22 protein-coding genes, 1 pseudogene and 1 riboswitch are annotated in these 25900 nt (G+C 72.4%); of the genes and pseudogenes, 6 read left to right on the forward strand and 17 right to left on the reverse strand.

Annotated features, from left to right (window positions below; translation table 11 throughout):
- Positions 1-11: 11 nt before the first annotated feature.
- Genes OG587_RS28205 through OG587_RS28215 form a run of 3 tightly spaced genes read right to left on the reverse strand, consistent with a single transcriptional unit; the run spans position 12 to position 3750 of the window.
- Complete coding sequence (locus tag OG587_RS28205) at positions 12-1541, reverse strand: precorrin-2 C(20)-methyltransferase (protein WP_329080424.1); 1530 nt, start codon at positions 1539-1541, stop codon at positions 12-14.
- The gene (locus OG587_RS28210) at positions 1538-2164 is read right to left on the reverse strand and encodes a precorrin-8X methylmutase (protein WP_329080426.1); all 627 of its coding nucleotides are present in this window, start codon (positions 2162-2164) and stop codon (positions 1538-1540) included. The genes OG587_RS28205 and OG587_RS28210 overlap by 4 nt, the downstream gene beginning before the upstream one ends.
- Positions 2161-3750: a precorrin-3B synthase gene (locus tag OG587_RS28215; protein WP_329080427.1), complete on the reverse strand. Its 1590-nt coding sequence runs from the start codon at positions 3748-3750 to the stop codon at positions 2161-2163. The genes OG587_RS28210 and OG587_RS28215 overlap by 4 nt, the downstream gene beginning before the upstream one ends.
- A gap of 46 nt (positions 3751-3796) precedes the next feature.
- Positions 3797-3969: riboswitch (cobalamin riboswitch) on the forward strand.
- A 163-nt stretch (positions 3970-4132) separates the two neighbouring features.
- Here OG587_RS28215 and cobN point away from each other — a divergent pair.
- Positions 4133-7921 (forward strand): cobaltochelatase subunit CobN, encoded by a 3789-nt coding sequence (gene cobN / locus OG587_RS28220; RefSeq protein WP_329080429.1) that lies wholly within the window; start codon positions 4133-4135, stop codon positions 7919-7921.
- 196 nt (positions 7922-8117) lie between these two features.
- Here the strand turns inward: cobN and OG587_RS28225 are convergent, their stop codons facing one another.
- From OG587_RS28225 to OG587_RS28235, 3 genes are all read right to left on the reverse strand, one after another.
- Positions 8118-9956 (reverse strand): glycoside hydrolase family 15 protein, encoded by a 1839-nt coding sequence (locus tag OG587_RS28225; protein WP_329080431.1) that lies wholly within the window; start codon positions 9954-9956, stop codon positions 8118-8120.
- A gap of 217 nt (positions 9957-10173) precedes the next feature.
- Positions 10174-11112 carry a siderophore-interacting protein gene (locus OG587_RS28230; protein WP_329080433.1) on the reverse strand — a complete coding sequence of 313 codons (939 nt, stop codon included), beginning with the start codon at positions 11110-11112 and terminating at the stop codon, positions 10174-10176.
- 122 nt (positions 11113-11234) lie between these two features.
- Complete coding sequence (locus OG587_RS28235) at positions 11235-12260, reverse strand: CHAP domain-containing protein (protein ID WP_329080435.1); 1026 nt, start codon at positions 12258-12260, stop codon at positions 11235-11237.
- 426 nt (positions 12261-12686) lie between these two features.
- On the opposite strand from OG587_RS28235, the gene OG587_RS28240 reads away from it, so the two are divergent.
- Positions 12687-13136: a hypothetical protein gene (locus OG587_RS28240; protein WP_329080437.1), complete on the forward strand. Its 450-nt coding sequence runs from the start codon at positions 12687-12689 to the stop codon at positions 13134-13136.
- Between the two features lie 36 nt (positions 13137-13172).
- On the opposite strand, the gene speB is transcribed toward OG587_RS28240, so the two are convergent.
- The 3 genes from speB to OG587_RS28255 all read right to left on the reverse strand — a co-directional run bounded on the left by speB (position 13173) and on the right by OG587_RS28255 (position 15058).
- A complete protein-coding gene (gene speB, locus OG587_RS28245; RefSeq protein ID WP_329080438.1) occupies positions 13173-14198 on the reverse strand; it encodes an agmatinase in 1026 nt (341 codons plus the stop codon).
- Entirely contained in the window at positions 14195-14329 is a 135-nt protein-coding gene (locus tag OG587_RS28250) for a hypothetical protein (protein WP_329080440.1), read from the reverse strand. The genes speB and OG587_RS28250 overlap by 4 nt, the downstream gene beginning before the upstream one ends.
- A gap of 561 nt (positions 14330-14890) precedes the next feature.
- Positions 14891-15058, reverse strand: coding sequence for a DUF3073 domain-containing protein (locus tag OG587_RS28255; RefSeq protein ID WP_329080441.1), 168 nt, complete (start codon positions 15056-15058; stop codon positions 14891-14893).
- Between the two features lie 296 nt (positions 15059-15354).
- Between OG587_RS28255 and OG587_RS28260 the strand changes: the two genes are divergently transcribed.
- Complete coding sequence (locus OG587_RS28260; protein ID WP_329080442.1) at positions 15355-15549, forward strand: hypothetical protein; 195 nt, start codon at positions 15355-15357, stop codon at positions 15547-15549.
- A gap of 2 nt (positions 15550-15551) precedes the next feature.
- Positions 15552-15887 carry an ArsR/SmtB family transcription factor gene (locus OG587_RS28265; RefSeq protein WP_329094046.1) on the forward strand — a complete coding sequence of 112 codons (336 nt, stop codon included), beginning with the start codon at positions 15552-15554 and terminating at the stop codon, positions 15885-15887.
- A gap of 43 nt (positions 15888-15930) precedes the next feature.
- Here OG587_RS28265 and OG587_RS28270 read toward each other — a convergent pair whose 3' ends face one another.
- The 3 genes and pseudogenes from OG587_RS28270 to OG587_RS28280 form a co-directional block, all read right to left on the reverse strand.
- Positions 15931-17118: an FAD-dependent monooxygenase gene (locus OG587_RS28270; RefSeq protein ID WP_329080443.1), complete on the reverse strand. Its 1188-nt coding sequence runs from the start codon at positions 17116-17118 to the stop codon at positions 15931-15933.
- A gap of 28 nt (positions 17119-17146) precedes the next feature.
- A pseudogene (locus OG587_RS28275) lies at positions 17147-17305 on the reverse strand (DUF3500 domain-containing protein); the annotation flags it as partial.
- 196 nt (positions 17306-17501) lie between these two features.
- Positions 17502-18350, reverse strand: a complete 849-nt coding sequence (locus tag OG587_RS28280) for a fumarylacetoacetate hydrolase family protein (protein ID WP_329080445.1) — start codon at positions 18348-18350, stop codon at positions 17502-17504.
- 311 nt (positions 18351-18661) lie between these two features.
- On the opposite strand from OG587_RS28280, the gene OG587_RS28285 reads away from it, so the two are divergent.
- Positions 18662-20962, forward strand: a complete 2301-nt coding sequence (locus OG587_RS28285) for a phosphoketolase family protein (protein WP_329080447.1) — start codon at positions 18662-18664, stop codon at positions 20960-20962.
- 169 nt (positions 20963-21131) lie between these two features.
- Here OG587_RS28285 and OG587_RS28290 read toward each other — a convergent pair whose 3' ends face one another.
- The 3 genes from OG587_RS28290 to OG587_RS28300 form a co-directional block, all read right to left on the reverse strand.
- Positions 21132-21599, reverse strand: a complete 468-nt coding sequence (locus OG587_RS28290; RefSeq protein WP_329080449.1) for a DUF1801 domain-containing protein — start codon at positions 21597-21599, stop codon at positions 21132-21134.
- Positions 21600-22256: 657 nt separating this feature from the next.
- Entirely contained in the window at positions 22257-23288 is a 1032-nt protein-coding gene (locus OG587_RS28295) for a medium chain dehydrogenase/reductase family protein (protein WP_329080450.1), read from the reverse strand.
- Between the two features lie 173 nt (positions 23289-23461).
- The gene (locus tag OG587_RS28300) at positions 23462-23929 is read right to left on the reverse strand and encodes a MarR family winged helix-turn-helix transcriptional regulator (protein WP_329080452.1); all 468 of its coding nucleotides are present in this window, start codon (positions 23927-23929) and stop codon (positions 23462-23464) included.
- Positions 23930-23991: 62 nt separating this feature from the next.
- Between OG587_RS28300 and OG587_RS28305 the strand changes: the two genes are divergently transcribed.
- Complete coding sequence (locus OG587_RS28305) at positions 23992-24378, forward strand: tautomerase family protein (protein ID WP_329080454.1); 387 nt, start codon at positions 23992-23994, stop codon at positions 24376-24378.
- Here the strand turns inward: OG587_RS28305 and OG587_RS28310 are convergent.
- Both OG587_RS28310 and OG587_RS28315 read right to left on the reverse strand, forming a co-directional pair.
- Positions 24375-24818 (reverse strand): aldo/keto reductase, encoded by a 444-nt coding sequence (locus tag OG587_RS28310; protein ID WP_329080456.1) that lies wholly within the window; start codon positions 24816-24818, stop codon positions 24375-24377. The two genes, OG587_RS28305 and OG587_RS28310, sit on opposite strands and share 4 nt — an antisense overlap.
- Positions 24770-25660, reverse strand: a complete 891-nt coding sequence (locus OG587_RS28315; protein WP_329080458.1) for an RNA polymerase sigma-70 factor — start codon at positions 25658-25660, stop codon at positions 24770-24772. The genes OG587_RS28310 and OG587_RS28315 overlap by 49 nt, the downstream gene beginning before the upstream one ends.
- Positions 25661-25900 lie beyond the last annotated feature (240 nt).

Below are 25900 nucleotides of genomic sequence, written 5' to 3' on the forward strand. Positions count from 1 at the left end.
GGTCCGGCAGGTTACGCGGGGTAACGGCGGGGGGTGAACACGACCCGGCTGCCGTCACCCCGCTCGGCCACCCGCGTGGTGGACGAGCCCACCAGCAGCAGGCAGCGCATGTCGATCGCGTCGGGGTCCAGGTCGCCGAGGGTGGTGACGGTCATGCTCTCCCGGGGCCCGCCGACGTCGCGGCCGACGACCACCGGGGTCTCCGGCGCCCGGTGCTCCAGCAGCAGGTCCCGCGCGGCGGCCACCTGCCAGGTACGGCTCTTCGACGCCGGGTTGTAGATCGCCAGGACGAGGTCGGCCTTGGCCGCGGCGCTGATCCGCTCGGCGACCACCTCCCAGGGCTTGAGCAGGTCCGACAGCGACAGCACGCAGTAGTCGTGGCCGAGGGGCGCACCGGCCCTGCTGGCCACCGCGTGCGCCGCGGTCAGGCCAGGCAGCACCCGTACCGGCACGTCCGCGAACCTCGGCTCGCACGCCACCTCCAGCACCGCGCTGGCCATCGCGAACACCCCGGGGTCGCCCGAGGAGACCACGGCCACCCTCGATCCGGCCGCGGCCAGCTCCAGCGCGTGCGCGGCCCGTTCGGCCTCCACCCGGTTGTCGGTGGGGTGGCGGCGCTGGCGCGGGTTGGGCGGGACGCGGTCCAGGTAGGGGCCGTACCCGACAAGTTCGTCGACACCGGCCAGCGCCTCCTGCGCCTCCGGGGTCAGCCACGGCCGCCCGGCGGGGCCGAGCCCCACCACGACCACCTCGCCGCGCGACCTCGCGTCAGCCGGTGTCCCGGCTTCGGCGGCGGGCGCGGGACTCGCCGCGTTGACGGGGCTCGGGATCAGTGCCAGCGAGAAGTACGGGACGCTGCCGGGGTCGACCTCGGCGAGGGGGGCCAGGCGCTGCTGCCCGGTGGTGGCGCGCTCGACGTACCAGGCCTCGTCGAGACGCCCGGCCTCGGCCAGCGCGTCGCGGACCTTGGTGAACGTACGGCCGAGCTTCAGCACCGCCGCCGAGTCGGTGGTCGCCAGGCGCTCGGCGAGCACCTCGGCCGGGAGCGTCCCCGGCAGCACGGTCAGGATCTCGTCCCGCTCGACCAGCGGGCGCCCCAGGACCGCCGAGGCGCCGCTCACCGACGTCACGCCCGGCACGACCTCGGTGACGTAGCGGTGCGACAGGCGCTTGTGCATGTGCATGTACGAGCCGTAGAAGAGCGGGTCGCCCTCGCACAGCACCACGACGTCGCGCCCGGCGTCCAGATGTGCCGCCAGCCGCACCGCGCAGGCGGCGTAGAAGTCGTCGATCGCCCCCTGGTAGCCGCCCGGGTGGTCGGTGGTCTCGGTGGTGAGCGGGTAGATGAGCGCCTCCTCGACCTGCCCCTCCCGCAGGTAGGGGGCGGCCACCGAGCGGGCGATGCTCCGGCCGTGGCGGGCACTGTGGAAGGCGATCACGTCCGCCTGGCCGATCAGGCGGGCGGCCTTGACGGTCACCAGTTCGGGGTCGCCGGGTCCGAGCCCCACGCCCCACAGCCGTCCGGTCACGTCGTCGCTCATTCTTCCTCACTCGCCATCGCGTTGACCGCGGCGGCGGTCATCGCGCTTCCGCCCCGGCGTCCGTTCACGACCAGGTACTCCAGATTCGCCGGGTGCTCGGCGAGGGCCTGCTTGGACTCGGCGGCGCCGATGAAGCCGACCGGGACGCCGAGTACGGCGGCCGGGCGGCCCGCGCCCTCCTCGACCATCTCCAGCAGCCGGAACAGCGCGGTCGGCGCGTTGCCGATCGCGACCACCGAGCCCTGGAGCCTGTCTCGCCACAGCTCCAGTGCGGCGGCGCTGCGGGTGGTGCCCAGCTCCGCGGCGAGTTCCGGCACCCTGGGGTCACCGAGGGTGCAGACCACCTCGTTGCCCGCGGGGAGACGGCGCCGGGTCACCCCGGAGGCGACCATCATGGCGTCGCAGAGCACCGGGGCGCCCGCGCGGAGCGCCTCGCGCGCCGAGGCCACGACACCGGGCGACCAGCGCAGGTCGCTCACCAGGTCGACCATCCCGCAGGCATGGATCATGCGGACCGCGACCCGGGCGACGTCGGCGGGCAGGCCGTCCAGGTCGGCCTCCGCGCGGATGGTGGCGAAGGAGCGGCGGTAGATCTCCGCGCCGTCGCGGACGTAGTCGATCACAGTTCCCCTCTGGCGGCCGCCACCGCGGCCGCGGTCTCCTCGATGCCGGAGCAGGTCAGGCCGGTGCCGTCCAGTTCCAGGCGGTAGCCGTCGCCGGTGGCGACCACGTCCGCGACCCGCCCCCTCGGGCGGCCGCAGCGCCTGGCGCAGCCCGCCCAGTGCACGGGGAGCGTATCGGTGCCCGGCCCGCTCCCGGACGGCGGGGCCACCGGCGGCCCGTCTTCGGACGGCTCGCTTCCGGACGGCTTGCTTCCGGACCGCTCGTTCCCGGACGGCCCGTTCCTGGGCCGCTCGTTCCCGGATGGCTCGTTCCCGGACGGCCCGTCACCGGGTGACGGGGCTGTGAACGGCAGGGCCCCGGACGGCGGGGTCAGGCCGATGGCGGTGGCCGCGTCGGCCTGGACGTCGGCCAGGGACTTGGCGCAGCCGGGGCGGCCGGTGCAGGCCGTCACGCCGACCCACGGGGAGGCGGGGTCGACGACCAGCCCGGCGGCCTCCAGCCGGGCGGCCGTGTCCGCGACCTCGGCGCGCTCCAGGCCGGGCAGGACCACGCCCCGCCACGGTGTGAGCCGGATCTCCCCGCCCGAGGCGGCGTCCGCGAGCAGCCGGGCCGACGCGGAGGTCAGCCGCCCCAGCGGGACCGCCACCCCGAGCGCGACCCGCGCGGCTCCGCCCTCTCCGCCCTCTCCTCCCTCACCCCCGGCTCCGGCCTCGGTTCCGGTGACGCCCGCGCTCCCGATGACCCCGACAGGGCCGAGCGTCACGACCCGAGGTCTCACCGGTTCGAAGGGCGCCGTGCCGGTGATCCCCAGGGCGGTTCGCACGCGGGCGGCGATCAGGGAGGGGCCGTCGGGGAGTTCGGCGATCCGCCAGACGGTGACATCCCGGGTGGCCAGCTCGTCGAGGAACGCCTCGGCGGCGGCGAGCAGGGCGGTCACGGCTCCGTTCAGCGGGACGCGCAGACCGGTGTCGGTTCCGGCGAGGATCAGCGCGGCCTCGTCCGGCCCCGTCGGCAGGATCCCGGCGTCCGCCCCCAGGCCGGCCACGTCCCCCCGGCCGTCGTCGAGGGCGAACATGAACCGCCCCGGCAGGGCGGCGAGGGCGGGCCGGGCGCACAGCCGCCGGTCCAGCTCGCCGATGAGCGGGGTGACGTCGACGATCGGGCCGCCGTCCGGACGGCCCGGATGACCCCGAGGCTCCGCGCCGCCCGGACCGTACGCGCCGGTCGGCCAGGCACGCCCCGCGAGCCCGGTCAGCGGGGAGGCGAGGATGTTGCGGATCCGCTCGTGCGTCGCCGAGGGCAGCAGGCCCGCCCCCGCCATCCGCGCGGCGAACCCGCTTCCCGTACCGCCGTCCGGACTCTCCGGGCCGAGGCCGCGCACCTGGACGTTCGCGCGGGAGGTCAGCTCGATGACGCCGCCGCCGTACGCGGAGGCGGCGTCGGCGAGCTCGCGCAGCTGGAAGGGGGTGAGGCGGCCTCCGGGCACGCGGACGCGGGCCAGGCCGCCGTCCGCGGCGGCATGGACCTGAAGCGCCCCGGGACACGCGTCGAGTCGCGATCGTCCGGAAAAGTCGGCAATGGACACTCAGAGGATGTTAACGCCAGTTTCTTGCAACGAACCGGACTGCCGTAGTGTCATCGGTGGCGACGGCAAAGGGAGGAAGCCGGTGTGATTCCGGCGCGGTCCCGCCACTGTAACCGGGGAGCGAACCCCACCCGGGCCACTGTCCGACGATGGACGGGAAGGCCGGGGTGAGCACCGATCCGGGAGCCAGGAGACTCCAGCCGTCGCGGCCGACGACGACCCGGGGCGAGGACCCCGAGGGAGGAAGCTCCGTGCGCTTTTCGCCGTTCCCCCGCCATACCGTGGCATCGCCGTTCCCCCGCCACATCGCGACATCGCCGTTTCCCCGCCACGCCGTGGCACCCCTGGGCCGTACCGCCCTGCCTCTCCTGGAGTGTGGCGCGTGATCCTCCTGCTCTCGACCTCCGACACCGACCTGCTGAGCGCTCGCGCGAGCGGCGCCGACTACCGGCTCGGCAACCCCGCCAGGCTCGCCGCCGCCGACCTCCCGCCGCTGCTGGAGGACACCGACCTGGTGGTGGTCCGCCTGCTCGGCGGGCGCCGCGCCTGGGAGGAGGGCCTGGACGCCCTGCTCGCCGGACCCCGGCCCGTCGTCGTCCTCGGCGGCGAGCAGGCGCCGGACGCCGAGCTGATGGAGCTGTCCACCGTGCCCGGCGGGGTCTGCGCCGAGGCGCACGCCTACCTCGCCCACGGCGGCCCGGCCAACCTGACCGAGCTGCACCACTTCCTGTCCGACACGCTGCTGCTCACCGGCCACGGGTTCGCCGCGCCCGAGCCCACCCCCACGTGGGGGACGCTGGAGCGCGAGGCGCGCGACCAGGACGGCCCCGTCGTCGGGGTGCTCTACTACCGGGCCCACCACGTGGCGGGGAACACCGCCTTCGTCGAGGCGCTCTGCTCGGCGATCGAGGACGCGGGCGCGCGGGCGCTGCCGGTGTACTGCGCCTCCCTGCGCACCGCCGAGCCCGGCCTGGTGGAGGTCCTGCGCACGGTGGACGCCCTGGTGGTGACCGTACTCGCCGCGGGCGGCACCCGCCCGGCGACCGCGTCGGCGGGCGGGGACGACGAGGCATGGGACGTCGGCGCGCTCGCCGAGCTGGACGTGCCGATCCTGCAGGGCCTGTGCCTGACGAGCAGCCGGGCCTCGTGGGAGGAGAACGACGACGGCCTGTCCCCGCTGGACGCCGCCACCCAGGTCGCGATCCCCGAGTTCGACGGGCGGATCATCACGGTGCCGTTCTCCTTCAAGGAGATCGACGAGGACGGGCTCACCGTCTACGTGGCCGACCCCGAGCGGGCCTCGCGCGTGGCGGGCATCGCGGTGCGCCACGCCGCGCTGCGGCACATCCCGCCCGCCGAGCGGCGGCTGGTGCTGATGCTGTCGGCCTACCCCACCAAGCACGCCCGCATCGGCAACGCCGTCGGCCTGGACACCCCGGCCAGCCTGGTACGGCTGCTGGCCGCGCTCCGCGAGCGCGGTTACGACATCGGCGCCGAGGACGAGCTGCCCGGGGTGACCGGGCAGGACGGCGACGCGCTCATCCACGCGCTGATCGCCGCGGGCGGGCAGGACCAGGACTGGCTCACCGAGGAGCGGCTCGCCGGGAACCCGGTGCGCATCGCGGCGAGCCGGTACGGCGAGTGGTACGCCACCCTCCCGGCGGACCTGCGCGCCCGGATGGAGGAGCACTGGGGCCCGGCGCCCGGCGAGCTGTTCGTGGACAGGTCGCGCGACCCGGAGGGCGAGATCGTGCTGGCCGCGCTGCGCTCCGGCAACGTGGTGGTCATGGTGCAGCCGCCGCGCGGCTTCGGCGAGAACCCCATCGCGATCTACCACGACCCCGACCTGCCGCCCAGCCACCACTACCTGGCCGCCTACCGCTGGCTGGCCGACGGCTTCGGCGCGCACGCCATGGTCCACGTGGGCAAGCACGGCAACCTGGAATGGCTGCCCGGCAAGTCCGCGGGCCTGTCGGCCTCCTGCGGTCCGGACGCCGCGCTCGGCGACCTGCCGCTCATCTACCCGTTCCTCGTCAACGACCCGGGCGAGGGCACCCAGGCCAAGCGCCGGGCCCACGCCACCCTGGTCGACCACCTGGTCCCGCCGATGGCCCGTGCCGACAGCTACGGGGACATGGCGAGGCTGGAGCAGCTCCTCGACGAGCACGCCTCCATCGCGGCGATGGACCCGGCCAAGCTGCCCGCGATCCGCGCCCAGATCTGGACGCTCATCCAGGCCGCCAGGCTCGACCACGACCTCGGCGTCGCAGACCGTCCCCACGACGCCGAGTTCGACGACTTCCTGCTGCACATCGACGGCTGGCTGTGCGAGGTCAAGGACGTCCAGATCCGCGACGGCCTGCACGTGCTGGGGGTCGCTCCCGAGGGGCAGCCGCGCGTCGACCTGGTGCTGGCCATGCTCCGCGCCCGGCAGATGTGGGCGGGCAGCGAGGCCCTCGTCGGCCTGCGCGAGGCCCTGGGCCTGGCCGAGGACGGCAGCGCGGGACGGATCGGCGTCGACGAGGCGGAGACCCTGGCCCGTGCCCTGGTCGAGGCCATGGAGCACCGCGGCTGGGACCCGGCGGCGGCGGGGGAGGTGACCGCCGAGGTTCTGGGCCGGGCAGGCGCCGGCACGATCGGTTCAACCGGTGTGACCGGTGCGGCCGGTCAGGGCAACGGGCCCGGCACGACCGGTGTGGCCGACTCGAAGGGCGTGACCGGTTCGGGCAGCGGACTTGGTTCGGCCGGTTCGACCGATCAGGGCAGCGGGCCCGGCACGGGTGGTCCGGCGGGATCGGCCGGCGTACCCGGCGCGGACGTCGGGACGGTGGAGCGCATCCTGCGGTTCGCCGCCGTCGAGGTCGTGCCCCGGCTGGCGCGTACCACCGACGAGATCGACGCGATCCTGCACGCCCTCGACGGCGGCTACGTCCCGGCCGGGCCGAGCGGGTCGCCGCTACGCGGGCTGATCAACGTGCTCCCCACCGGCCGCAACTTCTACTCGGTCGATCCCAAGGCCGTGCCGAGCAGGCTGGCGTGGGAGACCGGCCAGGCGATGGCCGACTCCCTGCTGGAGCGCTACCGCGCCGACACCGGCGACTGGCCGCGCTCGGTCGGGCTGTCGGTCTGGGGGACCAGCGCCATGCGCACCGCCGGGGACGACGTCGCCGAGGTGCTGGCGCTGCTCGGCGTGCGGCCGGTCTGGGACGAGGCCTCGCGCCGCGTCACCGGCCTGGAGCCCATCCCCGCCGCCGAGCTGGGCCGCCCGCGGGTGGACGTCACCGTCAGGATCAGCGGCTTCTTCCGCGACGCCTTCCCGCACGTCGTGGCCATGCTGGACGACGCCGTACGGCTGGCGGCAGGGCTGGAGGAGCCCGAGGAGCTCAACTACGTGCGGGCGCACGTGCTCGCCGATCAGGCCGAGCACGGCGACGAGCGCAGGGCCACCATGCGGATCTTCGGTTCCCGGCCGGGCGCCTACGGGGCCGGGCTGCTGCCGCTGATCGACAGCCGCAACTGGCGCGACGACGCCGACCTGGCCGAGGTGTACGCGGTCTGGGGCGGCTTCGCCTACGGCCGGGGCGTCGACGGCGTTCCCGCCAGGCAGGACATGGAGACGGCCTACCGCAGGATCGCCGTGGCGGCCAAGAACGTCGACACCCGCGAGCACGACATCGCCGACTCCGACGACTACTTCCAGTACCACGGCGGCATGATCGCCACCGTCCGGGCGCTCACCGGCAAGGCGCCGGCCGCCTACATCGGCGACAGCACCAGGCCGGACGCGGTCCGCACCAGGACGCTCTCCGAGGAGACGTCCAGGATCTTCCGCGCCAGGGTGGTCAACCCCCGCTGGCTGGCCGCGATGCGCAGGCACGGATACAAGGGCGCCTTCGAGCTGGCCGCCACCGTCGACTACCTGTTCGGCTACGACGCCACCACCGGCGTCATCGCCGACTGGATGTACGACAAGCTGGCCGCGACCTACGTGCTGGACCCGGAGAACCAGGCGTTCATGGCCCGGTCCAACCCGTGGGCGCTGCACGGCATCGCCGAGCGGTTGCTGGAGGCGGCCAACCGGGGCATGTGGGAGCACCCCGACCCCGCCATCCTGCGCGACCTCCAGGAGGTCTACCTCAAGTCCGAGGGAGACCTGGAGGACGGCGCCTGACCCCGCGACCCCACCGGCCCGCCCCCGCGGCGGGCCGGTGGGGTCTTTCGCGCTTGTACGGGCGGTGTTCGGCGGTCCCCGGCCTCCGCGCCGGAGCCGTCCGGGTCTTTCGCGCTCGTACGGGCGGTTTTTGATGGCCCCCGGCCTCCGCGCCGGAGCCGGCGGGGTCGCGTCTTTCCCGCTCGAGGGGTGGCGGTCAGCCCAGGGCGTGGTCGAGGTTGAACGCCGCGCTGATCAGCGCGAGGTGGGTGAAGGCCTGCGGGAAGTTGCCGAGCTGCTCGCCGGTCTGCCCGATCTCCTCGGCGTACAGGCCGAGGTGGTTGGCGTACGTGAGCATCTTCTCGAACGCCAGCCGTGCCTCGTCCAGGCGCCCGGCGCGGGTGAGCCCCTCGACGTACCAGAACGAGCAGATAGAGAACGTGCCGTCCTCCCCGCGCAGCCCGTCCGGGCTGACCGCGGGGTCGTAGCGGTAGACCAGCGAGTCGGACACCAGGTTCGCGCCGAGCGCGTCGAGGGTCGACAGCCACTTCGGGTCGGTGGGGGAGACGAACTTCGCCATCGGCATCATCAGCACCGAGGAGTCGAGGACGTCGTCGTCGAAGTGCTGGACGAACGCCTGCAGTCCCTCCGACCAGCCGCGCCGCATGATCTGCCGGTAGATCGCGTCGCGGGCCAGCTGCCAGCGCGGGGTGTCGGCGGGCAGCCCGCGGTGGGCGGCCATCCGCATGGCCCGTTCGATCGCCACCCAGCACATCAGTCGCGAGTAGACGAAGTCCTTGCGCCCGCCGCGCGTCTCCCACACGCCCTCGTCGGGCTGGTCCCAGTTGTCGCAGACCCAGTCCACCAGGATGTGGACGTCGTCCCAGAGGGCGCTGGAGATCGGGCGGTGCCACTTGTCGTAGAGGTAGACGGAGTCGAGGAGAGCGCCGTAGATGTCCAGCTGGAGCTGGTCCACGGCGGCGTTCCCGACGCGTACCGGGGCCGAGCCCTGGTAGCCCTCGAGGTGGGGCAGCTCGATCTCGGGCAGCTCGGTGCGTCCGTCGATGCCGTACATGATCTGCAGGGGACCGGAGGCGCCGCCGCCGTCGCGGCTGACGTGCCTGGACAGGAAGCCCATGAACGCCTCGGCCTCCTCGCCGAAGCCCAGCCTGAGCAGCGCGTACACGCAGAACGCCGAGTCGCGGATCCAGACGTACCTGTAGTCCCAGTTGCGCTCCCCGCCGAGCTGCTCGGGAAGGCTGGTCGTCGCGGCAGCCACGATCCCCCCGGTCGGCGCGTACGTGAGGAGCTTCAGCGTCAGCGCGGACCGGTGGACCATCTCCCGCCACCGGCCCCGGTACCTCGACGAGGACAGCCAGTGGCGCCAGTACGCCACGGTCGCGGCGAACTCCTCCTCGGCCTCCTCGATCGGGCACGAGCGCAGCGCCACGTCGTCGCCGAACCTGTCGAGGGCGAACACCGCGCACTCGCCCTCGCTGAGCTTGAACTCCGAGCGCACGTCCCGGCCGTCCGCCTCCAGGGTGGTGCTGGACGTCAGGGTCAGGGACAGCGACGGCGACTCGAAGACCGCCCGGTCCCGGTGCATGCTCAGGACGTGGTCCTGCCTGCCGTAGTCGAACCGCGGAGCCACCCGCGCCCGGAACGACAGCGCCCCGCGGACGCACCTCACCCGCCGGATCAGCCGGTGCCTGGCGCCGTCGCGCGTGTCGCCGACGATCGGCATGAAGTCCTGGACCTCGCCCACCCCGTCGGCGGCGGAGAAACGGGTGATCAGCACGTTGGTGTCGGGGAAGTAGAACTGCCTGGTCCTCGCCGGCGCGTCCGTGCGCAGCTCGAACGACCCGCCCCGGCCCGCGTCCAGGATCGAGCCGAACACGCTGGGCGCGTCGAAGCGCGGGCAGCAATACCAGACGATGGTGCCGCCGGTGTCCACCAGCGCCGCGGTGTGCAGGTCGCCGATGAGCCCGTGGTCGGCGATGGGCCGGTATCCGGGGGCGCCCGCCGGGTCCTGACGAGCGGATTCCGCTGCTGTCATGTCGGCCTTCTCACGTCGCGAGCCGGGCACCTTACGCCCTCAAGCCTTACGCCCTCAAGCTACGTGCCCCGGACGCCTACCTGGTTATGTCCCGCGTCAAGGAGTCGGCAGGTTTCCCGCCGCCGGAGGCAAAGGCCGCCCGGTGACGGCCGCGTCAACGGGGGCCGGTGCGCCTCGCCGGGACCCCCGGCTCAGGCGGGCCGCCGGGAACCCCCGCTCAGGCGCTCTCCGAGCGTCCCAGCCGCCAGTAGCCCATGAAGGCCACCGAGGAGCGGTCGACGCCCGCCTCCTGCACCAGGTGGCGGCGGAGCAGCTTGACCATGCCCGCCTCGCCCGCCAGCCAGGCGTACAGGCCGCCGCCCCCTGAGGACTCGGGGGCCTCGGGGACCTCCCAGAGGATCTCCTCGTCGACGTCGACGTCCTCCAGCGGGCTCGCGGCGCCCGCGGGCTCGGCGGTGAGCCCGCCCAGGACGTCGCGTACGGCCGGGATGAGCAGGTCGCCGTGGCGGGCCCCCTCGCGGGGCAGCCAGGTGACCTTCACACCCGGACGGACGTCGAGCCGGAGCGCGTCGGCGGCCTCGGGGACCTCCAGCAGCGCGGTGGCGCGCACGGAGCCGGAGAGCGACTCGACGATCGTGGCGATGGCGGGCACGGCCGTCTCGTCCCCGGCCAGCAGCAGGTGCGACGCCCCGGCGGGCGGAGCCCACTCCTGGCCGCCGACGGGGCCGGGATACGCGGCGTTGGGACCGACCACCACGACCCGGTCACCGGGGGAGACGCGGGTCGCCCACCGGGAGGCGGGGCCGGTCTCGCCGTGCAGGACGAAGTCGATGTCGAGCTCGCGCAGCTCGGGCCGCACGGCCCGCGCGGTGTAGGTGCGGATCGGGTTGCGCAGCTCCTCGGGGAGCGCCCGCCACCGCTGGTACCAGTCGTCTCCGTCGCCCAGCGGAGTGATGCTGCCGTCCGGCAGCGGGAGAATGACCTTGATCCGCTGGTCGAAGCCCTTGTCGGCGAAGCCCGCCAGGTCCTCGCCGCCGAAGGTGACCCGGAGGAAGCTCGGGCTGAGCCGCGCCGTCCGCACGACCTCCGCCCGGTGGCCGCGGTAGGCCGGAACCTCCGCCGCGCGCTCAAGGGTCTGCTCGCCGCCCGCTGTCATCGTGCCGCCTTCGCTGGGGGGAATGCCGTCCCCAGCAACTTAGCTTTGCCTAACCTTATTAGGCAACCCGCCACCGCCTCCGCCCGATCCCGTACGGCCCGGCGCGTCCTCGCCGGGACCGGTCACGCGGCCCGAGCCTCCTCGCCCTCGCGCGTCTCCGGCGCGGCGCGCCGCGCCTTCACCCCGAGATCCGTCCCGGCGGTCCGCGTGCCGGCGCCGCCGGCAGGCTTCGGGAGGCCCGCGCGGTACGGCTCGCACGCCCAGCTCGGCCTGCTCACGCGGAGCGTCTCGCGCATCCGGGGAGTGGGCCTGTCCGGCCCGCCCGGATCGGACGGCAGGGCCTGGGGGAGCGCCTTCCAGGCCGGGGGAGTCTCCGCGCGGGGGAGCGTCTCCGCGACCGGATACGTCATGCCGGTCCACAGGTCAGCTCGTTCCCGCCGCCCGTTCCTCCTGCGGTGCCGTCCCGCCGAGACGCGGGGACTGCGGGGACGCAGCCGGGACAGGACGAACGTCGCGCCGAGGATGAAGGTGAGCAGCCCGGCGATCGCGGCGGTCTCCATGGAGACGGGGAGCGTTCCAGGCGTGCCGGCCGGGGTCGTCGCGCCCGGGGCGAGCGCCGGGCGGACCTCGATCCGCCCGGCCGCCTGCGGGACGGTGTCGTCCTTTCCCGGGACGGCCGTCAGTTTCTCCTTGACCTTGCGCGGCAGCCCGTAGCCGACGACCTTGCTCTGGTCGCGGGTCTTGCGCTTCAGCCAGACCCGGTCGACGTTTCCCTCGATGGTGTGGATCGTTCCACCGTTCACGCTTTCCACGACGCCGACGTGGTCGATGCCCCTGATGTCCTTGCCGCCGGACCAGTCGAAGAAGACCAGGGCCCCCGGCTCCGGCGTCCGCGTCCACGCGTCGTTGGTCTCGAACCAGCGGGCCTGCGACGGGGTCCAGGCGAACTGTCCGACGTACTCCTGCACGCCCGCCTTCTCCGCCGCCCAGGCGATGAACATCGCGCACCAGGGGGCCGTCTTGTACTGCGGGTCCTGGGCCACGTTGACCGCGTACCACTCGCCGAACTTGCTGTGCTGGCCGGACCCCTCCCGGTACCCGATCTCGGGCTTGATGGTGCTGAGCAGATCGTCACCGATCGGATCCATGGCTGTGAGCCACCCCGTCCACTCTCCTCCGCCCTTCCGAGAAGGGGGCGCCGTCCGACAAAGCTGGACTGTATTCGCAGAAAAATGGAGAAGTGAGGCTATTTGCATAAAAAGCCGAGATGGGAGGCTGTTGAATACCGGATTCGGCGAAAGGCGGGAAACGTGCCCCGGCAGCATCTACCATCGTCTGGCCTCCCGCCTCCGCTGCCGGTGCGCGCCGTCCCGTGAGGTCTGGCCGTTCCCGCCTACCGGGCATATCTCAACTCACCCCGCGCTCACGGGTCACAGCGGTACGCGTCCTGCCCATCGGGGCCCATCGGGTCGAATAGCATGTGATCGCACGTGCGCGGCATGCGCGGGTGCCGACGCCGAGGCCTTACCTCCCGGTCCGGCGACAACGGGGACGCGAAGGCGGAATGGTTTTCCATGTTCGACGACAAGACGCAGGAGACCCTCCGCCGCCTCCTGGACCTCGCCGAGCATCCCGCGACCCCGCAGCCCGAGCGCGCCCTGGCCGTCGCGCGGGTCCGGGCCCTCATCATGGTGCCCGAGGGCGACGCCCGCCGGGCACCGGTCACCCCGGCGATGGAGGCGGGGATCCTCAAGAGGGTCAGGCCGCTCGCCCACCGGGTCGACGAGGACCTGGTGGACGAGGTGCACGGCGACCTCTACGCCTTCAGCACCCGCTACCGGGTGATCGGCGAGCTCGCCGAGGAGATCGCCCTCCTGCTCGAACGCTGGAGCGCCGTCGTCCCGCAGAAGCGCCACCGCCACGAGGAGGCCGTCAGGACCGCCGCCTCGAAGCTCGTCTACCTGCTGGAGCGCCGCGACCTGTTCCGCAGGCCCAAGTGGGGCAACCGCCCGAGAACCCGGTAGACCCCGCGGCGACCGCCGGACGACTGAGCGGGCGGGTCAGCGGTCCGGGCGCTCGGCGAGCAGCGGCAGCAGCGGGTTCCACGCGGTCCCGTCCCTGGCGTCGCGCCGCCGCCGGGCGATGGCGCTCAACGCCTCGAGGACCACCCGGTTGGCCAGCGCGGCGGTGATGTCGGCGTGGTCGTAGGGCGGGCTGACCTCCACGACGTCGACGCCGACGACCGGCAGCTCCAGGCAGATGCGCCGTACGGAGTCCAGGAGCTGGCGCGCGGTGAGGCCACCGGGTTCCGGGGTTCCCGTGCCCGGCGCGTGTCCCGGGTCGCACACGTCGATGTCGACGGACAGGAAGACGCCGTCGCACTCGTCGACGGCGATGGCGAAGGCCTCGGTCAGGCACTCCTCCAGGCCCCGGTGCACGATCTCGGTCATCTCGTACGAGCGCATCGCCCGTTCCGCCATCCAGTCCAGCGTCTCCGGCGGCGGCCAGTAGCCGCGCAGGCCGACCTGCAGGAACCGGTCGCCGCGCAGCGCCCCCGACTCGATGAGCCTGCGCATCGGCTGCCCGTGCCCCCACAGCGAGCCGAACTCGATGTCGCCGGTGTCCGCGTGGGCATCGAAGTGGATCATGGAGATCCGGCCGTGCCCGAGGACGTTGGCCACCCCCTTGGCGTCGGGGAAGGCGATCGAGTGGTCACCGCCCAGGATCACCGGGATGGCCCCCGATCGGGCGACCTTCTCGACGGCGGTCTCCAGGGCGGCCAGCGACGCCAGGATGTCGCCGGGCGGCATCTCGACGTCGCCCGCGTCCAGGACGCGCAGGTCGCGCAGTCCGTCGGTGCGCAGCGCCAGGCTGGGGCGCGTCCCGTCGTGCGGCAGGTAGTCGGTCATCCGGATCGCCTGCGGCCCGAAGCGCGCACCGGGCCGGTGCGAGGTGCCGCCGTCGAACGGCGCCCCCACGATCACGATGTCGGCGCCCGCGTAGCTCGCGGGGTCGTCCAGCGAGCATCGCTCGACGCCGAGGAAGGTGATGTCGGGCCCGAACTGGGCCCCGTAGCGGTTCGTCACTGTTCCTCCGGCGGGAAGATCTTGGCCCGCGCGTGCCGCGGCCCGTCGCCGCCGGGCACGGCTCGCGGGGTGGCCTCGGCCGCCCGCCAGGAGATCGTCGTCGGTAACCCCACCCGGTCGGGTCCATTCAACCAGCCAGCATAACCGGACAGATCAGGACATGTATCGCCCCGTGGTGTGGCTCGGTGGGGCGGCCGGAAGCCCGGTGAACCCGTGGGGGTGCAGGACGAATGGTGGCCGTGGCCCGGGGAGACTTTCCGCCCGCGCGAGGCACGACCTCGCGCGATCCGGCGATTCGTCCCGGGGCCACGGCGTGTGATCTGGCAGATCCCGGATGTCCGGCGGGGGAAGGGTAGCCGGTCACCATGGGATGAGTGGGACCCGCCAGAGCTCTCCGTCGACGCGCTGACCGGGAGTGCGCGACCGCCGCGCTGCGGTACGCACAACCGTGACGGTAAGCAGTCCTGGGCGGATGCCTCAATGGTGTTGCCGGATGTTGCGCGGAATTCGCCGCCGGGCGGCGGACGCCGCCACGGGCGTCCGCCGGCCGATCGGCGCACCGGCCGATCGATATGCCGGGGAATCCTCGCGGGCAGGGCCGCGCGACCGGGGCCGCGAGGCCGTGCGAGGACACGGAACCGGTTCCTCCGGCGCCACGGCGGCCGGGCGGGGTTCGTGGCCCGCCCGCGGTGTCACCTGCCGGTCTGCTCACCGGTGGGGTCGTCGGCCTCGCTCTCCGGCGCGGGATCGTCACCGGCGCCAAGCTCCTTGCGCAACCGGTCAAGATCCATGCTGTGGCTGCTGTACTTCAGCTCGCGAGCAACCTTCGTCTGCTTAGCCTTGGCTCGGCCCCGTCCCATTGGCTGTACTCCCTCGCGCAGGCCGTGCTCGGCCTCTCGTCACTGTCGCATCGCCGGCTGGCGCGCTCTGACGCCGCAGGTCAGCCTGCGGTAGCCGTACCAAGTATCCCGCTGCGCGGTCGATCCGTCATCGATCGGGCTCGAACCGGCCGTGGGCCCTGTTGGAAAACGGCCTTCGCCATCATAGCCAACGTCATTACGATTTGAAGAATTATGCAATTTGCCACATCATGAGGAACGGTGTGCCGATAAACCAGACGCCGGGGAGTGACCTGATCCACGGGAGGTGGGGGGACATGAGCGAGTTCGCGGCGGAGCTACGAGCACGCATCGCCGATGTCGACGGCGAGCTGGAGCTCATGCGCCAGGCCTTCGACGATCACGCGGTCGAGGTCCTGTCCGGACGGCTGGAGAACCTGCTGCGCATCGCCGACCAGCACGGTGTCGACGTGCGATACGCCGGTGGCGGGCCTGCCGCCGGAGCTGTGTGATCATGCCGGTGCCGCTGCACCAGGCCAAGGCCGAATTCTTCCGTACCATCGGCCACCCGGTCCGCGTCCAGGTGCTGGAGCTGCTCCAGGACGGCCCCCTGCCGGTGCGGGACCTCCTGAGCGCCATCGACGTCGAGGCCTCCAACCTCTCCCAGCAGCTCGCCGTGCTGCGTCGCGCGGGAGTCGTGACCGCCACCCGGGACGGCGCCACCGTCGTCTACGCCCTGTCCACCCGGGACCTGGCCGACCTGATGTCCGTGGCGCGATCGATCCTGGCCGAGGTTCTCGCCGAGCAGGGAGAGCTGCTCGCCGAGCTGCGCGCCGAGGCCGGCAGATGAGCGTCGCACCCTCGGTGCCCGCCCGTCCCGCCAGGCCCGGCGTTCAGCCCGCCGTGGCGGTCTCGGGGTCGTGGCCGTAGAGCCAGGCGCTCTGCCGGAGCGGGTCGCCGACGGCGAGGGCCGCGTCGCGCTCCAGTTGGGCGGGCCCGTCGGGCAGGTGGTTCTGCACCTCGCGGCCCCGGCTCACCAGCTGCACCCGTGAGGCCCGGGGCCTGCGGATCTCCTCGTAGCGGGCCAGCGCCTTCGCCACCGTCTCACCGGTGGCGTCGCGCAGGCAGCCCGTGAGGACCACCGCGTCCTCGATCGCCTGGGCGGCGCCCTGACCTAAGAAGGGCAGCATCGAGTGGGCGGCGTCACCCAGCAGGGCCACCCGTCCCGACGTCCAGCGCTCCAGGGGGGCGCGGTCGTACAGGGCCCAGCGCTTGGTCTCGGTGGCCGCGGCGACCAGCCGCCCCAGCCGGGGGTCCCAGGTCTCGAACTCGCGCGCCAGGTCCTCGATCCGCCCGTCGGCCGTCCACGACTCGACGCGCCACTCGCCCGCGGGCACGATCGCGACGATGTTGATCAGCTTTCTGTCCCGGATGGGGTAGTGGACGAAGTGGCGCCCCGGACCCAGCCAGAGCGTCTGCACCCGGCGCAGCGCCAGCTCCGGTGCCCGATCGGCGTCGACCAGGCACCGGTAGGCGCACAACCCGGAGAAACGCGGCGGCTCCTCGTCGACGATCGCGGGCCGGACGGCCGAGTGGATGCCGTCCGCGCCGATCACCGCGTCGGCGACGACCGTCCTCTTCACGCCCTTGGAGTCGGTGAAGGTCAGCTCGACCTCCTCGCGGTCCTGCTCCAGCAGCTCCAGCCGCCGGTCGGTCCTGACCGCGTCCGCGGGCAGCGCGCTCAGCAGCATGTCGAGCAGGTCGGCCCGGTGCGCGACGTAGCAGTCGGTGCCGTACAGCCGCCGGCACTCCTCGCCCATCAGCTGGGAGGACAGCACCCGGCCGTCCTCCCAGCGCCGGAACTCCCATGCGGCCTCCAGAGGGACGGCGAAGGACGCCAGCCGCTCACCGAGGCCGGCCCGTACCAGGGGACGGACCATGTTGGGGCCCACCACGATCCCAGCTCCGACCTCGCGCAGCTCGGCGGTCTGCTCGTACACGACGGCCTCGACGCCGGCCTGCCGCAGCAGCAGGGCGGTGGCCAGCCCGCCGAGGCCTCCGCCGACAATGGCGATCTTCACTCAGGGGTTCCTCTCCTCGGACGGCGTCTCACTCCGCGACACCGCGGTGCTCCTCGATGAGGTGTCTCATCAGCAGGTCCTCGCCGAAGTCGTTGGCCGGGTCGCGCCACACGCTGTGGGCGTGGTCGGCGTCGTCCTCGGTGTTGTCGAACTCGATCAACGTGACCGGGCCCTGGATCCGGTAGTGGTGCCCGAGCCCGCTGCTCGCCGTCCAGGGCGTCGTACAGCGCCATCGCGGCGAAGGTGATCAGGGTGACGTTGAAGTCCCCGGGCCGCTCCTCCAGTCCCGAGCGCGGTATCCGCCCGGCGGGGGTGAGGGCGCCTCCCGGATGGCCGGGGTGCTCCCGGGGAGGATGGCTGGAATGTGAGGTCTGCGACATCGGTCAGCTCTCCGGCCAGGCCACGATCGGGTTGCGCACCGACCCCAGCCGGTCGATCTCCACCTCGACCACGTCCCCGGGCCGCAGGAAGCGTGCCGGGGTGCGCGCGTGCCCCACCCCCGCGGGGGTGCCGGTCGCCACCAGATCGCCGGGACGAAGCGTCATGGTCCGGCTCAGGTGCGCCAGCACCCGCCCGACCGAGAAGATCATGTCCTTGGTGTCGCCGTCCTGGACGACCTCGCCGTTGACCCGGGTCACCAGCCGGAGCCCGCCGGCCGGGTCGCCCACCTCGTCGGCGGTCACCACCGGGCCGATCGGCCCGCTGTGGTCGGAGTTCTTGCCGAGCGTCCACTGCGCGGTCAGTCGCTGCGCCCGGCGGGCGCTCAGGTCGTTGAAGGTCGCGTAGCCGAACACCCCGGCGAGCGCGGTCTCCTCGTCCACGCACCGCATCTCCGTGCCGACCACCGCGACCAGCTCGACCTCCCAGTCCAGGCCCGCCTCGTCCGGCGGCACCGGCACCGGCGTCCCGTCGACCGCGAGCGACGCCGTCCACCGCCCGAAGATCGCGGGTGTCTCCGGGATCGGGAAACCGCCCTCGGCGGCGTGCGCCCGGTAGTTCAGCCCGACGCACACCACCCGCGCGGAACCGGCCACCGCCGGGGCCAGGTTCAGCTCGGCCGGCGCGTACCCGTACGATCCCGGCTCGCCGCCGGTGAGTTCGCGCGCCCTGGCGGTCCAGCCGGGCAGGTCGTCGTAGAACTCGCCCACCTCGGTCAGCGGGGCCACCCGGTCACCGCCGGTCAGCACACCCACCCGAACCTGGCGCTCATCCCGAAACCCGACAAACCTCATCGTTCACTCCCGACGTTCCCGGTAAGGGGCACCACGGCAGCCTCGAACGCCCCTCTACCGCGCTCTCGGCTCATCCGGAGATCTTCGTACATTCCTTCCCGATGCGGTAGTGGGGCGGGAGGTGCTGTTGATGGCGGTGATGCGGTTCGGTGAGGGGCGGTCACCCGGCGGCCTCGCGCGTGCCCCGTCTCCGTGGGCCCCTGTGGGCCCCCGGGCGCCCGGTGCCCCCGCGTCCCGCCTGAGCGGCCGCGCGGTGTGAACGCGTTCGCCGTGCCGGGGTTCGAACGCCTCAGCCGAGGAACTGTCGATGTATGGACGCACTCGCGCACGTCGACGCCTACTGGCGCGCGGCCAACTACCTGTCGGTCGGTCAGATCTACCTGCTGGACAACCCGCTGCTGGCCGAGCCGCTGCGGCCCGAGCACATCAAGCCCCGGTTGCTGGGGCACTGGGGGACCACGCCGGGGCTGAACCTCTGCTTCGCCCACCTGAACCGGATCATCGCCGAACGCGGCCAGGACATGATCTACATCGCCGGTCCGGGGCACGGTGGTCCGGCGGCGGTGGCGCACGCCTGGCTGGAAGGCTCCTATACCGAGAAATATCCGGATATTACGCAGGACGCCGAGGGGATGCGGCGGTTGTTCCGGCAGTTCTCCTTCCCCGGCGGCATTCCCAGCCACGTGGCACCCGAGACACCCGGCTCGATCCACGAGGGCGGTGAGCTCGGCTACTCCCTGGCGCACGCCTACGGGGCCGCGTTCGACAATCCGGACCTGGTGGTGGCCTGCGTCATCGGTGACGGCGAGGCCGAGACCGGGCCGCTCGCGGCGAGCTGGCACTCCAACAAGTTCCTCGCCCCGGGCCGTGACGGCGCCGTGCTGCCGATCCTGCACCTGAACGGCTACAAGATCGCCAATCCGACCGTGCTGGCCCGCATCCCGCAGGACGAGCTGGTCAAGCTCATGGAGGGCTACGGATACCGGCCGCACATCGTGGCCGGAGACGAGCCCGAGGCCGTGCACCAGATCATGGCCCAGACCCTGGAGACGGTGTTCGACCAGATCGCCGAGGGCGGCCGGCCACCGATGATCATTCTGCGGACCCCCAAGGGGTGGACCGGGCCGCGCGAGGTCGACGGCCTGCCGGTGGAGGGCACCTGGCGCTCCCACCAGGTGCCGCTGTCGGGGGTGCGCGACAATCCCGAGCATCTGGCGATGTTGGAGGAGTGGATGCGCTCCTACCGGCCGGGGGAACTGTTCGACACCGACGGGCGGCCGGTGGCCGAGATCCTGGAGACGGTGCCCGAGGGGCCGCTGCGGATGAGCGCCAACCCGCACGCCAACGGCGGCGAACTGCTGCGGCCCCTCGCGCTGCCCGACTTCCGCGAGTACGCGGTCGAGGTCAAGTCGCCCGCCACCGCCACGACCGAGCCCACCAGGGTGCTGGGCGCCTTCCTGCGCGACGTCATCGCCGCCAACCCCGCCACCTTCCGGTTGATGGGCCCCGACGAGACCGCCTCCAACCGGTTGTCGGCGGTGTTCGAGGTCACCGACCGGGCCTGGAACGCCGAGGTGCTCCAGACCGACGAGCACCTGGGGGAGGGCGGGCGGGTGATGGAGGTGCTCAGCGAGCACCTGTGCCAGGGCTGGCTGGAGGGCTATCTGCTGACCGGCCGCCACGGGCTGTTCAACTGCTACGAGGCGTTCATCCACATCATCGACGCCATGTTCAACCAGCACGCCAAGTGGCTGGAGTCCTCCCGGAAGATCGGCTGGCGCCGTCCGGTCGCCTCGCTGAACTACCTGCTGTCGTCGCACGTGTGGCGCCAGGACCACAACGGCTTCTCCCACCAGGATCCCGGTTTCCTGGACGTGGTGATGAACAAGAAGGCCGAGGTGGTGCGGGTCTATCTGCCGCCGGACGCCAACACGCTGCTGTCGACGGCCGACCACTGCCTGCGCTCACGCGACTACGTGAACGTGATCGTGGCCGGTAAGCAGCCGGTGCTGGACCTGCTGTCGATGGACGAGGCGATCGCGCACTGCACGCGCGGTCTGGGCGTGCTGGAGTGGGCCGGCACCGACGCCGGGGTCGAGCCGGACGTGGTGCTGGCCTGCGCCGGGGATGTGCCCACCCTGGAGACCCTGGCGGCGGCCGCCCTGTTGCGCGAGCACCTGCCCGAGTTGCGGGTCCGGGTGGTCAACGTGGTGGACCTGATGCGGCTGCAGCCGTCGTCGGAGCATCCGCACGGTATGTCGGACGCGGAGTTCGACGCGCTGTTCACCGCTGACCGGCCGGTCATCTTCAACTTCCACGGCTATCCCTGGCTGATCCACCGCCTGACCTACCGCCGCACCGGGCACGAGAACATCCACGTGCGCGGCTACAAGGAGGAGGGCACCACGACCACGCCGTTCGACATGGCCATGCTCAACGACATCGACCGGTTCCATCTGGTGATGGACGTCATCGACCGGGTTCCCGGGCTGGCCGAGCGCTCGGCGCACCTGCGCCAGCACATGGCCGACGCGCGGCTGCGCGCCCGCGCCCACACCCGCGAGTACGGGGAGGACCCGGCCGAGATCCGCGACTGGACCTGGCCCCGGTAAGGAGACCGGTCCCCGAACGGCGTGCCGCCGCCGGCGGACGCCACCCGGCGGGTCATGACCTCGCCGGCTCTCGCGGGCGTCGTGTCCTCCGTGGAGCGTTCCTCTTGAAAGCGCGGGGGATGTCCGGTGCCGCCCGGAGGTTCGTACGCGAGATCCGGGAACGCCTCCGTCACGGCGCGCCTTCGATGCGCCGTGACGGAGGCGGGCCGGCCCGGCCGACGCCCCTGTGCACCCGGGCCGTGCGGTCGATGAGCTCGCGCAGTGCGCTCTCGTCGACGTCGTCGAGCCGCTTCAGGTAGAGACAGCCCTTTCCGGTTTTGTGTGGCCCCAGCCGGGTGAGCACCGACGCGTGTCGTTCCTCGAACCCGCCCACCAGATAGACGACGAGATGCTGCTTTCGCGGTGAGAAGCCCGCCAGGGGCCAGTCACCCGTGCGCCCGCTCTCGTAGGTGTGACGGTAGCTGCCGAAGCCGACGATGCTCGGGCCCCACATCACCGCGGGCTCGTCGGTCACCTCGCGCAGAATCGCGCACAGCCGCTCCGCGTCGGCTCGCCGGCGTTCGTCGGGGACCGCAGCCAGGAAGTCGTCGACGCTGACGTCGGTCGGGACCGTCACCGGCTGTTTTGATGTCGCCATGACGGCATGCTGGCACGCCGGTACGACAAAGTATGAAGCAGCCCTCTCAACTGGGGCGAAACCCTTGCACTGGTTTCCACCGACGACACCGCCGCGGTGAAGGCGGCCCTCGCCGCCGACCCGAGCGTGCTTCGCCCTCAGACGGTCCACGCCGCCTGACGCCCCCTCTGAATGGCGATGTCCATGGCTGTCACGGTATCCGCGGTTCGGTGAACGGTGCTTCGCGAATCCTGATCGGTCCGGTCACCTGTTCACCCAGGATCTCCGCGACCGCGACCCGTCCGCGAACCGTCCGCGAACCGTCAAGAACGTGTGCGCCCATGATCAAAGACATTTCCTCCTTTCTTCCCGATCCTGGAGTCAGTACTCGCGAACGACGATCCGGACTCCTCGACCACAGATCCCGGCGGGGTTTTGCCCGGCACGGCGGCACAGCGGCGCGGTCGCACGTTCCGGCCCGGCCGCCGCACCGGCCGATGTGTGACGTCGTCCGGGCGCCGTCTCTCACTTCGCATCTCACCCGGGAGATGCGAAGCGGGGTCCGGGCGAGGTCTCGCCGGTGTGCCCGGTGCGGTGCCGCGCTGTCGGCGATCCGGCGTCCGGTGTCGGAGGTAAGGGGAGAGGGGGCGCGCCATCGGCGGCTGCGGAGGGGACGCGCTAGGGGGTGAGTACCACCTTTCCGGCGACGGTCCCGGACTCGGCCAGCCGCACAGCGTCGGCGACGCGGGTGAGCGGCAGCTGGGCGGCGATCTGAGCGGTGACGTCCCCGCGCTGAAGGGCCGCGAAGACCTGGGTGAGGTCGGCGCGCAGCCGGGCGCGGAAGCGGTTCCTGCTCAGGGCCCGCCCGGACCAGACGTTGAAGAAGTAGGCGCGGCGGCGGTTGGGCAGCGCGTTCCACAGCCACACCCGGCCGAGCAGTTTGAGCACGGGCCACTGCTTGGACCCCTCGTCGTCCCTGGTGGAGGCGCTGCCGTAGGAGACGAGCGTGCCGCCGGGCGCGAGCAGGCGCCAGGAGCCGACGAGGCCGCGGCCACCGACGTGGTCGAAGACGGCGTCCACCCCGCCGGGGGCGAGCGCGCGGACGCGCGCGGCGACGTCCTCGGTGCGGTAGTCGACCGGGACGACGCCGCGCTCGCGCAGGGCGTCGTGGTGGCGCGCGGACGCCGTGCCGATCACCTTCACGCCCGCGGCCCGCGCCAGCTGGACCAGGACCGAGCCCACGCCGCCGTTGGCGCCGTGCACCAGGATGGTCTGCCCCGCGCGGACCCGCGCCCTGCGGTGCAGCATCTGCCAGGCGGTGATGCCGTTGACCACCACGGTTTCCGCCTCCGCCGCGCCGACCCCCTGGGGAACCTCCACCACGTCCGCCGCGTCGACGATCACATGGCTGGCCCAGCCGCCGACCTTGACCAGCGCGGCCACCCGGGTGCCGGCCAGGCCCGGCTCGACACCCTCACCGGTCGCCAGCACCGTGCCGACCAGGTCGTAGCCGGGCACGAACGGGAACGCCGGCTGGTCGTAGTACCGGCCGCGGCGCATCTGCTGTTCGGCGAAGGAGACCCCGGTCGCCTCCATCCGGATCACCACCTGGCCAGGACCGGCGACGGGGACGGCTCCGTGCCGGATCTCCAGGCCTTCCGGCTCCACCTTGCCCGGCAGAACGACCTCGACGAGTCCCTCGGTGTTCATGGTGACCTCCACTGCGCTGCGCGTCCGGTTACTATCCTTCGCGTTCGTTATAAGTTGTAACGCAACCAGATGGAGAGTGTCAATAAGTTTCGCTATAGCCTCTAACTGTAGATTGATGATGTAGCGAGGTGAGTGCGGAAAGACGGCAGGTCAAGGGGGCGGGCGCCTTCGTCTCAGGTGTGCATCCGCCTGCCCAGGGCGGTCTCGTATGCACGCATCGTCCGCACGATCGTGGCGCGTTCGGCCGGTGTGAGGTCGGCCAGGACCTCGGCCCACGCCAGTGCACTGCCCGCCAGCCACTCGCGGATCGGCTCGGCGTACTCCGGTGCGATCGCGACGACCCGCCGTCGCCGGTCGGCGTCGTCCTCTTCCCGCGTCAGGACGCCGCGGCGAGACAGGTCGCCCACCATGAGGCTGACGGTCGTCGGAGCGACCTCCAGCTGCTCCGCCAGCCGGCTCACCGTGAGGGGGCCGTCGTGTTGCAGGTAGGCCAGCAGCGACAGGTGGCGGGGTGCGAGATCGAGCGTCCGCAGCGGCTCCGGAACGGGCAGTCGCTTGGCCCGCCCGACGAGCCTGGGCATCAGCAGCAGCATGGACCGCACCGCCTGCTGGGTCGTCATGCTGTCCGCGTTGTTGACCATCCGGCACCTCACCGATTACCTTTGTATATAAAGCTAATTTGAGAACAAATGAGAGGCTCACAATGCCACATCTGACCGTCCGAGTCCTGGAGCCGCAGCTCGAAGGCAACGAATCGGCACTCATCACCGCGCTGACCGACGCGGTGGCCGACGTGTACGGCGAGTGGGCGCGCGACGTCGCGGTCATCCACCTCGACGGCGTACCCGCCGGACGGTGGGGTCTGCGAGGCGAGCCGGTCGACGAGGCCCCGCCCGTGATCACGTTCGGGATCCGCGAAGCGGCGCTCACCCGCCCCGACAGCGGCGAGCTCGCCGCCAAGCTCGTGCGAACCGTCACCGACGCCGTCGCCGACGTCCTCGGAGCGCACCTGCGCGACACCATCGCGGTCGAGCTCGTCGCGACCCCGGCCGGCCGCACCGCGCTCGGAGGTGTGATCGTCGACGGCTAGTCGCCGCCCGTCTCGGTGGCGATCTTCGTGATCGCCGCGCGTTCCCCGTCCGAGAGTGACATGTCCGGGACCGCGCACATGGCGGCGAGCTGCTCTGGCGTACGCGGGGCGATGAGCGTGGTCGTGACGGCGGGATCGGAGACCATCCACGCCGGCGCGAGGGCGGCGAGCGTGCTGCCCCGGTCCGCCGCCGCCTCGCGCAGCCGGTCCAGGGTCCGGAAGAGCGCGTCCGCGGGCAGATGCCCACACCAGCCGGGAAGCAGCGCCAGCCGGGAACCGGCGGGGGCCCGCTCACCGGCCCGGTACTTGCCGGTGAGCGGGCCCCCGGCGAGTGGGCTGTAGGCGGTGAAGCCGATCCCGTGGGCGGCGCGGGTCCCGGACCGGTGGCGGATCAGCTCGCGGCGGACACCGCGGCGAGTTTGGCCGGGTTCATCATCCACAGCACCTGGTCGATGCCCCGGTCCGAGGCGTCGACCGTGAGCACCGCGAACACCGCGCCGTCGCGGCGCAGCAGGGCGGACGCCTGACCGTTCACACTCGCCCACTCCACCTCGACCCCGGCCCAGAACGGGCCCGCGAACGCCCTGACGTACCTGGCCACCCGGAGCGCGCCCACCACGGGGATGCGAGAGGCCCGGACGACGCCACCGCCGTCGGAGTAACTGGTCACGTCCGCCGCGAAGAGCTCCTCCAGCGCGGCGAGGTCGCCGGAGCGCGCGGCGGCGACGAAGGCCGTCAGGAGCCTGCGCTGCTCGGCGCCGGTCACCGGCGCGCGGCGCCCGGCGACCACGTGTCTGCGGGCCCTGCTGACCAGCTGACGGACCGCCGCTTCGCTGAGCTGGATGATGTCGGCGATCTGCCGGTACGGGTAGTCGAACGCCTCCCGCAGCACGTATGCCGCGCGTTCGTTGGGCGAGAGCCGCTCCAGGAGAAGCAGGACCGCGAACTTCAGGGCCTCGTCCCGCTCGGCGCCGAGGTATGGATCCGCGCCGGTGTCGACGGGTTCGGGAAGCCACGGGCCGACGTAGGTCTCGCGGCGGACCCGCGCGGACCCGGCCGCGTTGATGGCCAGCCGCGTGGCCACCGTCGCCAGGAACGCGGCCGGGTTGGCCACCGTGCCGCGGTCGGCGGTCTGCCAGCGCAGCCAGACCTCCTGCACCAGGTCCTCGGCCTCGGCGGAACTGCCCAGCATCCGGTACGCGATCCCGAACAGGCGCGGGCGCACGTCCGCGAAGATCGCCGCCGCCTGTTCGAGATCTTCCGGCCCACCGGATTCGTCCACCGCTCCGGTATCCGCCACCCTCATCGCCCCTGTCTCGTCCCGGGTCCCGCATCCTGCCGACGAACCCAGCCGGGGCCGCGATCTCACCGCCACCTGCCCGTCGAGCAGCTATGACAGGATAGATGGGCGGTTTGCGGCAAGGTGGAAAGATCTTTTCGACGGAGTGGCGGCACCCCCTGTCGTTCCGGATGATCCGTGAGTGCGGGGCCGGAGCCGGTCGTGGCGGTCACCCGGTGGCGG

The sequence above is a fragment of the Streptosporangium sp. NBC_01469 genome (assembly GCF_036227305.1).
Lineage (GTDB): Bacteria > Actinomycetota > Actinomycetes > Streptosporangiales > Streptosporangiaceae > Streptosporangium.

What these genes read in the sequence shown, in the direction of transcription:
- OG587_RS28205 (WP_329080424.1), bottom strand. Translation starts at nt 1,541, where the DNA reads ATGAGCGACGACGTGACCGGACGGCTGTGGGGCGTGGGGCTCGGACCC.
- OG587_RS28225 (WP_329080431.1), bottom strand. Translation starts at nt 9,956, where the DNA reads ATGACAGCAGCGGAATCCGCTCGTCAGGACCCGGCGGGCGCCCCCGGA.
- OG587_RS28230 (WP_329080433.1), bottom strand. Translation starts at nt 11,112, where the DNA reads ATGACAGCGGGCGGCGAGCAGACCCTTGAGCGCGCGGCGGAGGTTCCG.
- OG587_RS28235 (WP_329080435.1), bottom strand. Translation starts at nt 12,260, where the DNA reads ATGGATCCGATCGGTGACGATCTGCTCAGCACCATCAAGCCCGAGATC.
- OG587_RS28240 (WP_329080437.1), top strand. Translation starts at nt 12,687, where the DNA reads ATGTTCGACGACAAGACGCAGGAGACCCTCCGCCGCCTCCTGGACCTC.
- OG587_RS28255 (WP_329080441.1), bottom strand. Translation starts at nt 15,058, where the DNA reads ATGGGACGGGGCCGAGCCAAGGCTAAGCAGACGAAGGTTGCTCGCGAG.
- OG587_RS28260 (WP_329080442.1), top strand. Translation starts at nt 15,355, where the DNA reads ATGAGCGAGTTCGCGGCGGAGCTACGAGCACGCATCGCCGATGTCGAC.
- OG587_RS28265 (WP_329094046.1), top strand. Translation starts at nt 15,552, where the DNA reads ATGCCGGTGCCGCTGCACCAGGCCAAGGCCGAATTCTTCCGTACCATC.
- OG587_RS28280 (WP_329080445.1), bottom strand. Translation starts at nt 18,350, where the DNA reads ATGAGGTTTGTCGGGTTTCGGGATGAGCGCCAGGTTCGGGTGGGTGTG.
- OG587_RS28285 (WP_329080447.1), top strand. Translation starts at nt 18,662, where the DNA reads ATGGACGCACTCGCGCACGTCGACGCCTACTGGCGCGCGGCCAACTAC.
- OG587_RS28290 (WP_329080449.1), bottom strand. Translation starts at nt 21,599, where the DNA reads ATGGCGACATCAAAACAGCCGGTGACGGTCCCGACCGACGTCAGCGTC.
- OG587_RS28295 (WP_329080450.1), bottom strand. Translation starts at nt 23,288, where the DNA reads ATGAACACCGAGGGACTCGTCGAGGTCGTTCTGCCGGGCAAGGTGGAG.
- OG587_RS28300 (WP_329080452.1), bottom strand. Translation starts at nt 23,929, where the DNA reads ATGGTCAACAACGCGGACAGCATGACGACCCAGCAGGCGGTGCGGTCC.
- OG587_RS28305 (WP_329080454.1), top strand. Translation starts at nt 23,992, where the DNA reads ATGCCACATCTGACCGTCCGAGTCCTGGAGCCGCAGCTCGAAGGCAAC.